This window comes from Arthrobacter sp. CAU 1506 (genome assembly GCF_005047635.1).
GTDB lineage: Bacteria > Actinomycetota > Actinomycetes > Actinomycetales > Micrococcaceae > Crystallibacter.
Genome location: NZ_SUKC01000014.1, coordinates 26,111 through 40,534, shown reverse-complemented (window position 1 = coordinate 40,534; position 14,424 = coordinate 26,111). Strand labels below are relative to the sequence as shown.

Annotated in this window: 11 protein-coding genes and 1 tRNA gene; 6 read left to right on the top strand and 6 right to left on the bottom strand. The window is 63.4% G+C overall.

Translation table 11 applies throughout. The annotated features are described in order from the left end of the window. Positions 1-215 precede the first annotated feature (215 nt). From E4J89_RS15025 to E4J89_RS15010, 4 genes are all read left to right on the top strand, one after another. Entirely contained in the window at positions 216-1,535 is a 1,320-nt protein-coding gene (locus E4J89_RS15025; protein WP_136786964.1) for a hypothetical protein, read from the top strand. Positions 1,536-1,963: 428 nt separating this feature from the next. Further along, positions 1,964-4,171, top strand: coding sequence for a S8 family serine peptidase (locus E4J89_RS15020; RefSeq protein ID WP_169304020.1), 2,208 nt, complete (start codon positions 1,964-1,966; stop codon positions 4,169-4,171). 196 nt (positions 4,172-4,367) lie between these two features. Further along, positions 4,368-4,973 (top strand): DUF1326 domain-containing protein, encoded by a 606-nt coding sequence (locus E4J89_RS15015; RefSeq protein ID WP_136786962.1) that lies wholly within the window; start codon positions 4,368-4,370, stop codon positions 4,971-4,973. 1 nt (position 4,974) lies between these two features. Further along, positions 4,975-5,748, top strand: a complete 774-nt coding sequence (locus E4J89_RS15010) for a DUF2182 domain-containing protein (RefSeq protein ID WP_136786961.1) — start codon at positions 4,975-4,977, stop codon at positions 5,746-5,748. A gap of 246 nt (positions 5,749-5,994) precedes the next feature. Here the strand turns inward: E4J89_RS15010 and gndA are convergent, their stop codons facing one another. Together gndA and E4J89_RS15000 are read right to left on the bottom strand one after the other, a co-directional pair. After that, positions 5,995-7,431, bottom strand: a complete 1,437-nt coding sequence (gene gndA / locus E4J89_RS15005; protein WP_136786960.1) for an NADP-dependent phosphogluconate dehydrogenase — start codon at positions 7,429-7,431, stop codon at positions 5,995-5,997. A gap of 128 nt (positions 7,432-7,559) precedes the next feature. Then, the gene (locus tag E4J89_RS15000; protein ID WP_136786959.1) at positions 7,560-7,781 is read right to left on the bottom strand and encodes a hypothetical protein; all 222 of its coding nucleotides are present in this window, start codon (positions 7,779-7,781) and stop codon (positions 7,560-7,562) included. A 749-nt stretch (positions 7,782-8,530) separates the two neighbouring features. Between E4J89_RS15000 and E4J89_RS14995 the strand changes: the two genes are divergently transcribed. Then, positions 8,531-8,773, top strand: a complete 243-nt coding sequence (locus E4J89_RS14995; RefSeq protein WP_240691916.1) for a hypothetical protein — start codon at positions 8,531-8,533, stop codon at positions 8,771-8,773. A gap of 246 nt (positions 8,774-9,019) precedes the next feature. Here the strand turns inward: E4J89_RS14995 and E4J89_RS14990 are convergent. The 4 genes from E4J89_RS14990 to E4J89_RS14975 all read right to left on the bottom strand — a co-directional run bounded on the left by E4J89_RS14990 (position 9,020) and on the right by E4J89_RS14975 (position 11,208). Then, a tRNA-Val gene (locus tag E4J89_RS14990) sits at positions 9,020-9,095 on the bottom strand. Between the two features lie 393 nt (positions 9,096-9,488). Next, entirely contained in the window at positions 9,489-10,319 is an 831-nt protein-coding gene (locus E4J89_RS14985) for an NAD-dependent protein deacetylase (protein ID WP_136786958.1), read from the bottom strand. Positions 10,320-10,324: 5 nt separating this feature from the next. Next, a complete protein-coding gene (locus E4J89_RS14980) occupies positions 10,325-10,789 on the bottom strand; it encodes a peroxiredoxin (protein WP_136786957.1) in 465 nt (154 codons plus the stop codon). Beyond that, positions 10,786-11,208 (bottom strand): DUF3052 domain-containing protein, encoded by a 423-nt coding sequence (locus tag E4J89_RS14975; RefSeq protein WP_136786956.1) that lies wholly within the window; start codon positions 11,206-11,208, stop codon positions 10,786-10,788. The genes E4J89_RS14980 and E4J89_RS14975 overlap by 4 nt, the downstream gene beginning before the upstream one ends. A 417-nt stretch (positions 11,209-11,625) precedes the next feature. Here E4J89_RS14975 and aceE point away from each other — a divergent pair, with 417 nt between their 5' ends. Then, positions 11,626-14,367, top strand: a complete 2,742-nt coding sequence (aceE, locus tag E4J89_RS14970) for a pyruvate dehydrogenase (acetyl-transferring), homodimeric type (RefSeq protein WP_136786955.1) — start codon at positions 11,626-11,628, stop codon at positions 14,365-14,367. The last annotated feature ends 57 nt before the right edge of the window (positions 14,368-14,424 follow it).

Sequence of the window (14,424 nt, the reverse complement as noted above, 5' to 3'; positions counted from 1 at the left end):
CCTGCCTCGCCGATCGCCCGGGAAGTTGCCGAATCCGAGGGCAATCTACGAGCGGTATCAATCGGCCCAAAACCTGCACAATGCCTATTCATTGGGTATTATGCAGACAACTCCGAGATCATCCGGAGAGCAAACACTTCCATCTGCTCTATATCTCATTCTCGTTGGGGGAATATTCTTTGAGAAGACTTCTTCAGCGCGCCACCACAATTTCGGTGGCCGTGCTTCTGCTCGCTGCGCCGATTGCCGTCGCTCCGGCAAACGCGAGCCCAATCACCCGTAGCGTCACTACAACGATCGCGGCCACCACCGCAGTCGGCAAAGCAAAAATCACGGCTAGCCCAAAGTCTGCAATTGTTGCTAAGGGCAAGACTCACAGCTTCAAAGTCAAAGCGACCGGAAGCAAGCTCAAATACCAGTGGCACGTCAAGAAGCCCAAGTCCAGTAGATGGGCCAAAGCGACAGGCTCTTCCGCGAAAACCAAAACTCTCAAGGTCAAGGCCGACACAGGCCTCAATGGAGCACAGTTCCGCGTCGTTGTCTCTAACTCGCGCGGAAAAACTACTTCCCGTAGCGCCAAACTCAGCGTTGTCGCCTCACCTAAGATCACCACTCAGCCCAAGAGCGTGACTGTAGCTGCAAAATCGAAGGTAGCACTTTCCGTCAAAGCCAGCGGCGGTTCCATGTCCTACCAGTGGCAGAGTAAAGCCGGATCTAAATGGGCGAATATTTCCAAGGCCACCAGGTCGACCCATTCCTTCACTGCTCCCACAGGGCAGTCTGCAAAAGAGTACCGGGTCATAGCGAGCAACAAGGCCGGAAAAACTGCCTCTAAGAGCGTCAAGGTAACCACCGTCGTCAGGCCGACGGTGAAGATCCCGGGGTCAGTTCACACCACCTCTGGGAAATCGGTGACCATCAAAAGCCAAGCGACAGGAGGATCCCTTTCCTATCAGTGGGAGCGTGGAGTTGCAGGGGCTGGTGGCAAGGTCTCTTGGACGCGAATCCCCGGAGCAACTGGCGCAAATTACACTTTCACCGCTAAGTCTAAGAACGAACTGGATGCCTACCGGGTTACAGTCAAGAACAAAGCCGGAAAAGCCACCTCCTCCGAAACACTGCTACTTGTCTTTTCAACGAAGCAAGACCCCTTCCCTATAGACAAGATATTCAGCATGCCGGACTGGCTTGTGACGTTCTTCGAACCAGGTCAGTATCCAAGCGACAGACCAGGAAAAGTAGACCTCTTTGTAGACCTGGCCTTGGGCAACATCAGCGATGACGTCATCGACCCTGCTGACTGGATCGTCGTGGATTACATCGGGAACAACGGACGAATCTACAACGACTCCGGATTCACGGTTACGGATTCCTACCGCGACATCGGGCCACTGCTTCCCATGGACTTCGACGTTGAATCCTCGACGGGCTACGGCGTGGTGTTTGCCGATGTTCCCGCCAATGCCGTCAAGGGTGGAGTCTGGCGCATCACTGATCACTACGATGGCTCAGTCGAATACGTGAAGGGCTTTTAAGGACACATCGTCACCGAGACTGTGGAGATGCACGCGTGCCCAGGATCCCCTGGAACCGTATCTTCCCCATGACTCACTAGAAATGGGTTGTTGCCTTTCAGCAACAACCCATTTCTCGGTTGCGCGCTCCTCGCGACAGATCAGTAGATCGGAGCGGGACGACCATTTTGTAACGGGGGCCCAACGTCTGATTGGCATGGCCCGTTCGACATTACGAATCAAGCGGAACTGCCGATATAGCAAGATACGGCACGGCTCCAACTAGTCTCAACGTCGAGGGCGTTATGAGAAAACTGGCCCTGTCGCCGCTCAACGGATGCAGGCTTGCACGTAGCGCAGAGGTAATCGAATTGCACTCGCCCAGATTCTCATCTCGCGATGGACGACTCTTATCAGTTGACGCCTTCATCAAGCTCTTGAGGATTCATATGTTGGGAATGTTCCACAGATTGGTACCAGCCTGGGTCGTTACGGCCTTAACAATTTCGCTCCTATATGGGTCTGTCCTTCCGATTCCTGCCGCGAGCGCTGCGGACAGTCATCCCGAACTTCCGAATCTCCGCACGCTTCAATCGGCATCTACGGAGGCAGGCGGAGACCGATTTATTGTCAAGTTCCGCGAGACCGCCGGTGCCAGTTCCACCGAGCGGGACAGTTCCTATACCGAAGTTGCCGCAGACACCGACGTCGCCCTTGAGGAACTGCACACAACGGCAGACGGGGCCAGGATCATCGAGTCCGATCGGGAACTCACTGCCGTGGAAGCCAATGAACTGGTCGCGACATTGTCCGCCCGCCCCGATGTCGAGTACGCGGAGCAGGATGTCCTGATGTACCCGGCGTACGGTCCAAACGACACGTACTACAAGCAACAATGGTCATTCTCTAACAGCAAAGCCGGTCTTGCTCTCCCTGAAACGTGGCTCACGACGACTGGCAAGGGGTCCGTTGTTGCTGTGATCGACACTGGACTGACCCAGCACAGCGATCTCAAGGCTAATGTTTTGCCCGGCGCCGATCTGATCTCCGACCCCGATATATCGCGGGACGGCGACGGGCGCGATCAGGATCCGCTGGACAATGGCGACTGGTGCGACGAAATCGGTTCCGACTCTTCGTGGCACGGGACCCATGTGGCAGGCATCATCGCTGCAGTCGCAGGCAATGGTCGAGGAGTTGCGGGTGCGGCCCATGGTGCGAAAGTCGTTCCTGTCCGCGTGCTGGGCGCTTGCGGGGGCTGGATGTCTGACATCGCAGACGCCATCATCTGGGCGGCTGGCGGCAGAGAAGTGGACGGCATTAGTCCGAATCAGAGCCCTGCAGATGTCATCAATATGAGCCTCGGCGGCAGTGGCCCTTGTGACTCCACCATGCAGGACGCCATAAACTTTGCGGTTAGCAAGGGGAGCACCGTCGTGGTCGCGGCCGGCAACGAAGCGGAGCCTGCCGCGGATGCCTCACCCGCAAACTGCAGCAACGTTATTACGGTGGCCGCCTCCGGACCCACCGGTGAGCTAACCGACTACTCCAACTACGGGTCTGCAGTCGATGTGACAGCTCCCGGTGGAGACCTGCGCTATGCCGCTGGAGGCATCATCTCGACAGTGAACACTGGGAATACCGTCCCCGCTGGAGAGGGCTACGGCATCATGGAGGGCACCTCGATGTCTGCCCCGCATGTGGCCAGCATTGCCGCCCTCATGAAGTCTGCGAACTCGCTCCTGTCCCCGGCCCAAATAGAGACTGCCATCAAGAAGTCTGCGCGTCCGATCGCTGGCTGTTTCTCCGACTGCGGCGCTGGGCTGGTGAGCGCGCTGGCGGCCGTCAATTCCGTCCTGCCGGAACTGACATCCGGGTCACCTCTCATCACCGGGAAAGCCACGGTTGGCAACGCTTTGTCCGCGAAGCCTGGCACATGGTCCCCCGGACCAATTCGCCTCTCATACCAATGGCTGCGTAACGGCTCCCCGATTTATAGGGCCACCGGAACTAGATACAGCCTGACTTCGACCGACGTCGGCAAGTCCATCAAGGTCCGGATAAGCGGAGAAAAAAGCGGATACAAGACCGCGGTCCGCGAATCGGCCGCCGTCCGAGTCAGCGCCGGCGTCCTCGCAACCGCCACTCCGAAGATCACAGGTACCGCCAAGGTCGGGAAGAGGCTGACAGCCAAGGCAGGCTCATGGACCTCAGGCACCAAACTGAAATACCAGTGGTATCGATCCGGCAAGGCCATTAAGGGAGCGACGTCCAAAACCTACAAGCTAGTCGCGGCCGACCGGGCCGATCGGATCGTGGTGAAGGTAACCGGCACCAAAGCCGGATATGCAACGGCAACCAAAGCCTCGGCCAAGACGGGCAAAGTTGCCGCCGGCACCCTGAAATCTGTAAAGCCCAAAATCTCTGGCACAGCTAAGGTCGGGAAGAAGTTGACGGCCAAACCCGGTACGTGGACTTCCGGCACCAAACTGAAGTACCAGTGGTACCGCTCCGGGAAAGCGATCAAGGGAGCCTCTTCCAAGACCTACAAGCTCGTTTCGGCCGACCGCGGTCACCGGATCAGGGTCAAGGTTACCGGCACCAAAACGGGCTACGCCACAACCTCCAAAGTCTCGCCCAAGACGCGGAAGGTCTGACATCGGACGGGCGCTCGACATGGCGGACATCCCGGCCTTCCGGTACTGATACCGCAGCGAGAGATGAAGCCAGCGGCGGGTCCGGCGGAGTACATCGACCCGGCAGTGTGGACCTGACCGCCATTATGGGCTTATTGACCGGCTTTTTGCCGCGGAGGACAATCAAGGGTGGGTGCCTCTTTGAAGGGAGCCTCAAATGTCCTGGCACATTGAAGGTACATACTTCGAAAACTGCAACTGCGACATGATCTGCCCGTGCAGCACTTCGGGCCTGACCGCACCGGCCGATAACGAACGCTGCAATGTGGCGCTGGCGTTCCACGTCGCATCCGGCGAGGTGGAAGGCGTGGACGTTGGCGGGCTGAATGTCTGCATCGTGGCTGATGCCCCGGCACTGATGGGCGACGGCGGCTGGAAAGTCGGCATGCTGATGGACGCCGCCGCCTCTCCCGAACAGGCCGAGGCGCTCGGAGCCGTCTTCGGCGGCCAACGCGGCGGACCCATGGAGGGACTGGCTCCGCTGATCGGCGAGATGGCTGGGATGCAGGCCGTCGACATCAGCTACAGCGACGACGGCCACCGGCACCAAGTCACGGCCGGCGGCGGAGTGGACATAACAGCCGAGGACTTCGTTTCGCGGCTGGATTCCACCGGTAAAGGTGTAAAGGTCAGCGGCATCGGCTTCCCCGCGGACACGCTGGCCGCCGGTACGGCAATCGCCTCACGCGTCGACGTATTCGGGATGACCTGGGACAACGTGGGCAAGAACTCCTTCTCCGCCCCCTTTGCCTGGTCTGCCTAGGATGCCCGGCCGCGTCTTTCCTGCCGTACGCTTCCGTCCTGGTCTGCTCGCCCTTATTGGCTGCGCCCTGCTGGCCTGGTACCTCACGGTGCAACTGGCCGTCGGAATGCCGCCCGGCCCAGGCGCCATGGGGTTGGGGCTGGCCGGTTTCCTCGCTGGCTGGGCGCTGATGATGACCGCGATGATGTTGCCGTCACTGGCACCGCTGCTATCGGCCTACCTGCGGTCCATCCGTGCCGAGCGCAGCAGCCGGACCCGGGTCATTCGGACTACCGCTCTGGTGGTCGGATACCTGCTCACCTGGACCGGTTTCGGCATCCTGGCCTACGCCGCGTCGGTTCTCGGGGCCCGGCTGGCCGCCGATGCCCCGGTCGCCGCGGCCTGGATCGGCGCCGGGCTGCTGGCGGCGGCGGGCATCTACCAATTGACTCCGCTGAAGAATTTTTGCCTCCGGCACTGCCGCTCACCAGTGGCCTTCCTGCTGCACGTTTCCAGCTACCGGGGTGCTTTCCGCGATTTACGCGTGGGCCTGTACCACGGGCTGTACTGCGTGGGCTGTTGCTGGGGGCTGATGCTGGTTCTTATCACTGTGGGCGTCATGAATCTGGCCTGGATGGCCGCCATTGCTGCCGCCGTCCTGCTGGAAAAGACCTGGCGCCACGGAATCGCGTTCAGCCGCGCGATCGGCGCCGCACTGATTGTCTTCGCCTGCTTCGTGCCGGCTAATCCCTGGCTGCTGCCCGGACTATACATGGCCCCGGAAATGATCATGTAGCCCGCGCGAGCGGTCGCCCGGGAAAAATCGGTCCGGACTTTGCCCAAAACCCGAACGCCCCGCAACTGGTTGAGCAGTTACGGGGCATTTCGCGCGTCAGGATCTCCACGCGGTTGCAGAGCAACCTTGGTCGATCACCGGTGGAGACGGCCTTGGTCGATCACCGGTGGGGCAAGCTTGGTCGATCACCGGTGGAGATGACCTTGGTCGATCACCGGTGAAGCGACCTCGGTCGGTCTCCCCTAATTAGTGGGTGTCGACGGCCTCGACCTCGGACTTGTCGCCGCTCCAGAGGGTGTGGAAGGTTCCTTCGGCGTCGGTGCGACCGTAGGTGTGTGCGCCGAACAGGTCGCGCAGGCCCTGGGTCAGCGCGGCGGGCAGGCGCTTGCGGCGCAGTCCGTCGTAGTAGGCGAGCGAGGAGGAGAAGACCGGCACGGGGATGCCCAGCTGCACGGCGGTGGCCACCACGCGGCGCCAGGCCGGGACGGCGGCACCGATGGCTTCGGCGAAGGCCGGGGCGAAGAGCAGGTTCTCCGGCTTGGAGTCGCCGGCGTAGGCCTTCATGATGTCGTCCAGCAGTTCGGCGCGGATGATGCAGCCGGCGCGCCAGAGCGAGGCGATTTCGTCCAGCTTCAGTTCCCAGCCGTACTCGCCGGCAGCGGAACCGAGCATGTCGATGCCCTGGGCGTAGCTGACCAGCTTCGAGGCGAACAGCGCCTGACGCACGTCCTCGACGAAGCTCTGCGGCACCGTGACGTCCTCTTCGTGCCCGGTCAGGACGTCCTGGGCGATGGCGCGCTGGCCACGCTGCGAAGACAGTCCGCGGGCGAAGACGGATTCGGCGATGCCGGACACCGGCGAGCCGAGCTCCAGCGCCGAGACGACGGTCCAGCGGCCGGTGCCCTTCTGGCCAGCCGAGTCAACGACGACGTCGACGAAGGGCTTGCCGGTCTTGGCATCCGTGTGGGCCAGGACCTCGGCGGTGATTTCAATCAGGAAGGACGAGAGGTCGGTCTTGTTCCATGCGGTGAAGATCTCGGCCTGCTGCTGCGGCTCCAGGCCGGCGCCGGTGCGGAGCAGGTCGTAGGCCTCGCCGATGACCTGCATGTCCGCGTATTCGATGCCGTTGTGCACCATCTTCACGAAGTGGCCCGCGCCGTCGGTGCCGATCCAGCGGCAGCAGGGCTCGCCGTCGTACTTGGCGGAGATTTTTTCCAGCATGGGGCCGAGTGAGTCATAGGACTGGCGGGAGCCGCCGGGCATGATGGACGGGCCGAGCAGCGCGCCCTCCTCGCCGCCGGAGACGCCGATGCCCACGAAGTGCAGGCCCTTCTCCGCCAGTGAAGCTTCGCGGCGCCGGGTGTCCTCGTAGTGCGAGTTGCCGGCATCGATGACGATGTCGCCTTCTTCGAGCAGCGGGACCAACTGCTCGATCACCGAATCCACCGGCTTGCCGGCCTTGACCATGATGAGTACGCGCCGCGGCTTCTGCAGGTTGTCCACCAGTTCCTGCAGCGATTCGGTGCGGATGAACTCGCCCTCGTCGCCGTGCGCCTGCAGCAGCGCGTCCGTCTTTGCCACCGAGCGGTTGTGCAGGGCGACCGTGTAGCCGTTGCGGGCAAAGTTCCGTGCCAGGTTGGCACCCATGACGGCCAGACCTGTCACACCGATGTGTGCGCTCATTGAATCTCCAAGTGTGGGCGGTCCCCGCGGGCAGGGACGTCAGCGAACAGCCCGAGCGGGCCGAGGTTCCTCAACAAGCCTAGTCGTGACCGGCGGCACCGGCTAAGTGGCGGAGCGTTACCTTCGGCTCATTCGCCCGCTGGCATGGAGGGGCGGAAGCGCAGCCAGGCGTCAATGGCATCATCACCGGCAGCTTCCTCTGCGGAAGAACCCGGGCCGGCAACCGCGCCGGCACCGCCCTCGGCCGCTTCGCCGTCGAGCGGCACGACCCGAGCGGCCTCTGGATTGAAGGGATTGTGCTGGGCGGCCGAGAGCAGGGCGCTTTCCTCCATCAGGTCCCGCCGCGTCATCTGCCCGGGATCCTGCACCGACCACGGCCAGCGGTGTGTGCCGCAATAGGCACAGCGCCTGGACGTGACAGCGCGCGTGTGGATGAAGGTGTGGCCTGCTCCGCGGCAGAATCTATCCATTGTTGCCCCCAACGAAAACCAGCATGACCGGTACAGCTTTACAGACAGTCGGGTGGTTGTGGAGGGTTCGCAAGCTCCGTTGCTTAACCGTTATTGCATGACGCAGCGACGGCTCAGCCTTGGCTCAGGGTATGCGCAATACGAACTTTGGAACGGCTTTACTGGAGCGTCGGGACCCTCGGCAAGGCCGCTATTTCCGGCGGAACTGCGCGCTTCCGAGGACACGTTGGGAAGATCAATGATTGTGGTTGAGAAATGCCCATCGCCATGGCAGACTAGCCCGAGGCGGTTGCCTTATGAATGCCTTGGAGCCCCCATCTCCGAGAGCTGCACCGCCGATCCCCTGGCAGTCCCGTTGATCCCCCATCTAACGGCTGCCCGAAAGGCACTGTCCCTCCCCGGGACAGTGCCTTTCCCTTTAAACCTTTCCCTATAAACCTTGCCCATCTGAACCTTGCCGGCCCTGGCGAGCGGCGGGAGCTGGGCCCTCGTGTGCCCTGTGATGCTCGCCCGCCACCTCCTGTCACCCCGCGAGGAGGGGTGCCTTTGCCTCGAAATAACGTGCTGGAAATGCCGTTGCAACGCCGGGCCTGCACGATGGGGCCATCGCTCGATCCAAGGAGGAAGCCATGTCACCTGAACAGCAGCGGGACCAGGATCGCGGCGGCAGCCCGGTATGGCTGGCGGATCTTTCCCGATTCCGTCGGGGAGACCAAGTGGAAGCCGGGCAAAACAACGTGGTCTACTACCGTGGCCGCGTGGAGGATACGGCCGCAGGGCTGGGCGTGGTCTGGATTCGCGAGAGCGGGCACAGCCGCCGCCGGATGCTTCACACCGACGAGTACTTCATCCGGCACATCCCGGAGCCTTAGAGAACGGCCCGCCCCTCCCCCACAGAGGGCGGGGCCGTTACCTCATCAATCCGGTTCTCCCTACCCCCATGTAGTCATCGCCGGGAGACACACGTTACACCTGATCGGTAGGGCTGTTGCTAAAGATCTGCTCAGGATTAATCGGTCCAGCATCGAGTACTCCTCGGATGTGGGGCGGTAGCGAGACCGGGAGACGAAGAAACCCCGTGCCTTCCAGCCGGTTTGGCGAGAAAGCACGGGGTTGAGTGGTGGGTCCTACCGGGATCGAACCGATGACATCCACGGTGTAAACGTGGCGCTCTACCAGCTGAGCTAAAGACCCGTTGTAATGTCGAAAGCGGGACCGCGGAGCGTTATCCGCCGCAACATCACGAGGATTTACTCTACCGGATAAATGGTCGTGAACGCCAACTAAACTTCCGTGGCAAACAACACGATAGGACGATAAACCTGACCCGTGGCTCAGGTGGGCCAGGGCACATTGGCCAGGCCGCGCCGCCGTGCGTTTTGGGAGTGGTTGGCGTCCGCTTCAGGCCCGGTTCGGCCAGACCGATTGGGAGATCCAGCCAGCCAGCAATGGGTCGTTCGGACAGGTAGCTGGGCGCGACTCAGACGCCGTCGGGAAGTCGTGTCCGGCGGCCGGCAAGTAGCAGCCGCCCGACGGCCCGCATCCGCGACCTGCAAGGAGCCGTTTATGCGGCCTGCAACGAGCCGGTCAGGCGGGCTGCTGGAGGCGGCCGGGCAGCTCGGCGGCCAGATAGCCCAGAGCCTCGGAAACGCCGGCTTCCAGCTTCACGTCCGCCAGGTCATCGCCGCGGGTGGTGCCGCGGTTGATGATGACCACCGGCTTGCCCTGTTTGGCGGCGTGCCGGACAAAGCGCAGGCCGCTCATCACCGTCAGCGATGACCCGGCCACCAGCAGCGCCTCGCCGTCGTCCACCATGGCGTAGGCGGACGCGACGCGGTCCTTGGGAACGTTTTCACCGAAGTAGACGAAGTCCGGTTTGAGCATGCCGCCGCAGACCAAACAATCCGCCACGACGAAGTGCGCGGTGTGGGCGACGTCGGCATCCGCGTCCGGGGCTACGTCGCCGGCGTCCCCGGTGGCCGCGTAGGCCGGGTTGAGCTCTTCCAGCCGGCCGGCCAGCGAGGAGCGGGTGGTGACGTCGCCGCAGTTCAGACAGATGACCTGGTCGAAGCGGCCGTGCAGGTCAATCACGTTGATGCTGCCGGCATCTTCGTGCAGCCGGTCCACGTTCTGCGTGATCAGTCCGGCCACCACACCGTTGCTTTCCATCGCGGCCAGCGCGTAGTGCCCGGGGTTGGGCGCAGCGTGATGCATGTGCCGCCAGCCCACGTGGTTGCGGGCCCAGTAGCGGCGGCGCAGTTCCTCGTCGCCGACGAACTGCTGGTAGGTCATCGGGGTCCGCGGCACCGAGGTGGGGCCGCGGTAATCCGGGATGCCGGAATCGGTGCTGAGGCCGGCGCCGGTCAAGACGGCCAGCCGGCGTCCGGCCAGCAGCTCGAGCGCCGCCAGCTGCTCCATGGTGGCTAGAGCTCTTTCAGCACGCGGTGGTATTCCTGGATGTCGCGGGCCTGGCCGCGCGGGTTGCGGATCTCGTGCCGCAGGATGCCCTCGGCGTCGATGATGAAGGTGCCGCGCAACGCCATGCCGGATTCCTCGTCGAACACGCCATAGGCCTTGGCCACCTCGCCGTGCGGCCAGAAGTCGGCCAGCAGGTCGAACTCGTAGCCTTCCTGCTCGGCGAAGGCGCGCAGCGCGAACTTGTGGTCCACCGAGACCGCGATGACGCGGGCGTTTTCACTGCGGAACACGTTCAGGTCGTCGCGCAGCTCGCACAGTTCGCCGGTGCAGATGCCGGAGAACGCGAACGGGTAGAACACCACCACCACGTTGCCGCCGCGCAGCGCGGAGAGCCGGATCGGTTCGCCGAACTGGTTGACCAGTTCGAAATCGGGCGCGGGCTGGCCAACCAGCGGCGCGGCCGCGCTCACTTGTTGGTCCGCTTGCTGACCAGCCGGTTGGCGGACCAGTCACTGGACACACCGGCGGACGTGGTCACGTGCAGTCCGGCGGTCGGTGCCGCTTCCTGGACATCGGATGCCGGCACGTAGCCGTCACGGCCTGACTTCGGAGTCAGCAACCACACCACGCCGCCCGGCGCGAGCGTGGTCTGCGCATCGACCAGCGTGTCCACCAGGTCCCCGTCGCCGTCGCGCCACCACAGGATCGCCGCGTCAACCACTTCGTGGTCGTCCTCGGTGAGCAGCTCGGAGCCGGTGAGGTCCTCGATGTCGTCGCGCAGATCGAAATCCACGTCCTCATCGTAGCCGAACTCCTGGATCAGGTCTCCGTCTTTGAAACCCAAGTTGCCTGCCACATTCTCTACCGCGGCGGCTTCGGCCTCGCCCACTGTGCTCCTCCTGTATGGAACGTATTGGTCCGCCCACGGGAAAGTGAGCGTGTTGCTAGTTACAAGCCAACACCCTAATCGCCATCGCTTCAAGCCACCCGCAAGAAGGTGCGGAATTTTGTCATGGCGCGTCCCTTTAATGAGGTAGTCCATCACGGGTTCGACGACGGTGCGCGGCCTCGGTGCGCGGGCCGCGGCGGCGGCCGCCCCTCCTATAGAAGCAACGGCACTGCGGCGCGCAGCGGCGGTGCCCGCCCGCCGTCGTCGTAATAACTGGCATGCAGGGCTTCGGCTGCGTTGTAATGCGGTGAACAGTTAGAGTGGCAGTGAAGAATATCCTCCCGGCCGGACCTATGCGCCGGGTCGCTATGCCACGTAAAGCGCAGACACAATCTGCGCGCGTATGAGAGGTTGGACGTGAGCGCAGGAGAAGACACCTCGCACATCCTGAGCGGGCTGACAAGCCAGCTGCCGGATCGCGATCCCGAAGAAACCGCCGAATGGATTGAGTCCTTCGACGGCCTGGTGGAGAACCGGGGCACCGAACGTGCCCAGTACATTGTCCGCTCCCTCCTGCAGCGTGCAGGTGCGCAGAGCGTTGGCGTGCCGATGGTGACCACCACCGACTACGTGAATACCATTCCGGTGGATCAGGAACCGGAATTCCCGGGCGACGAAGAGACTGAACGCCGCTACCGCGCATGGATGCGCTGGAACGCGGCCATGCTGGTGCACCGCGCGCAGCGCCCGGACATCGGCGTGGGCGGACACATCTCCACCTACGCCGGCGCAGCCACTCTCTACGAAGTTGGCTACAACCACTTCTTCCGCGGCAAGGACCACGCCGGCGGCGGCGACCAGGTCTTCTTCCAGGGCCACGCCTCCCCCGGCATGTACGCGCGCGCGTTCATGGAAGGCCGGCTGACCGAGGAAGACCTGGACGGCTTCCGGCAGGAAAAGTCCCGCGAGGGCCACGCGCTGCCGTCCTACCCGCACCCGCGGTCCATGCCCGAGTTCTGGGAGTTCCCCACAGTCTCAATGGGCATCGGCCCGGCCAACGCCATCTACCAGGCGCAGCTGAACCGCTACCTGCACAACCGCGGCATCAAGGACACCTCCGACCAGCACGTCTGGGCGTTCCTGGGCGACGGCGAGATGGACGAGCCGGAATCGCGCGGCTTCCTGCAGCTGGCAGCCAACGAAAAGCTGGACAACCTCACCTTCGTGATCAACTGCAACCTGCAGCGCCTGGACGGACCGGTGCGCGGCAACGGCAAGATCATGCAGGAACTTGAGGCCTTCTTCCGCGGCGCCGGCTGGCACGTCATCAAGGTGACCTGGGGCCGCGAGTGGGATGAACTGCTGGCCAAGGACCGCGACGGCGCGCTGGTGGACATCATGAACTCCACGCTCGACGGCGACTACCAGACGTACAAGGCCGAGTCCGGCGGATTTGTCCGCGAGCACTTCTTTGGCAAGTCTCCGCAGACCAAGGAAATGGTTGCGGACATGACCGACGAGCAGATCTGGAACCTGAAGCGCGGCGGCCACGACTACCACAAGGTCTACGCCGCCTACCGCGCCGCCACCGAATTCAAGGGCAAGCCCACGGTGGTGCTGGCCCAGACGGTCAAGGGCTACGGCCTGGGCACCCACTTCGAGGGCCGCAACGCGACCCACCAGATGAAGAAGCTGACCCTTCAGGACCTGAAGGACTTCCGCGACCACCTGCGCATCCCGATCAGCGACGAGCAGCTCGAAGCCGATCCGTACCGTCCGCCGTACTACCACCCGGGCCCCGACGCCCCGGAGATCAAGTACATGATGGAGCGCCGCGCAGCCCTGGGCGGTTCCGTGCCGGAGCGCCGGACCGAGCACAAGCAGATGCACCTGCCCGAGGAGAAGGCCTACGAAGTAGCCAAGCGCGGCTCCGGCAAGCAGCAGGCCGCCACCACCATGGCGTTCGTGCGGCTGCTCAAGGACCTGATGCGGGACAAGGAGTTCGGTGCCCGCGTGGTGCCGATCATCCCGGACGAGGCCCGGACCTTCGGCATGGACTCGTTCTTCCCGACGGCGAAGATCTACAACCCCAAGGGCCAGAACTACCTGTCCGTGGACCGCGACCTGGTGCTGGCGTACAAGGAGTCCCCGCAGGGCCAGATCCTGCACACCGGCATCAACGAATCCGGCTCCACCGCCGCTTTCACCGCCGTCGGCACCTCCTACGCCACGCACGCCGAGCCGCTGGTGCCGATCTACATCTTCTACTCGATGTTCGGCTTCCAGCGCACCGGCGACTTCTTCTGGGCCGCCGCGGACCAGATGGCACGCGGCTTCGTCATCGGCGCGACCGCCGGACGCACTACCCTGACCGGCGAGGGCCTGCAGCACGCCGACGGGCAGTCGCCGATCCTGGCCTCGACGAACCCGGCCGTGGTCACCTATGACCCGGCCTACGGGTACGAGATCGGGCACATCGTCCGGTCCGGCCTGGAGCGCATGTACGGCGGGAACCATCCGGATCCCAACGTGATGTACTACCTGACCGTGTACAACGAGCCGATCGTCCAGCCCACCGAACCGGAGGAACTGGACGTCGAGGGCGTCGTCAAGGGCATCTACCTGCTGGCTCCGGCCAAGATCGACGGGCCGCGCACCCAGCTGCTGGCCTCCGGCGTGGCTGTGCCGTGGGCACTGGAAGCCCAGCAACTGCTCGCCGAGGACTGGGGCGTCTCCGCCGATGTCTGGTCCGTGACCAGCTGGAACGAACTGCGCCGCGACGGCCTGGCCGCCGAGGAAGAAGCGTTCCTGAACCCCGGCTCGGAGGCGCGCAAGCCGTTCGTCGCCCAGCAGCTCGAAGGCGCCACCGGCCCGATCGTGGCGGTCAGCGACTACATGGCGGCCGTGCCGGACCAGATCCGGCAGTACCTGCCCAACGAGTTCGCCACGCTCGGCGCCGACGGCTTCGGGTTCTCCGATACCCGTGCCGCTGCCCGGCGCTTCTTCAAGATCGACAGCCACTCGATTGTGGTCCGGGCGCTGCAGATGCTGGCCCGGCGCGGCGAGGTCGATGCGAATGTGCCTAAGGACGCGTTCGAGAAGTACCGGCTGCTGGACGTCAACGCCGGCACCTCGGGCAACGCTGGAGGCGACGCCTAGACCCGGCAACAGCGCCACTAAACAGGCGGCGGACCCAGCCTTTCACGGCCGGGTCCG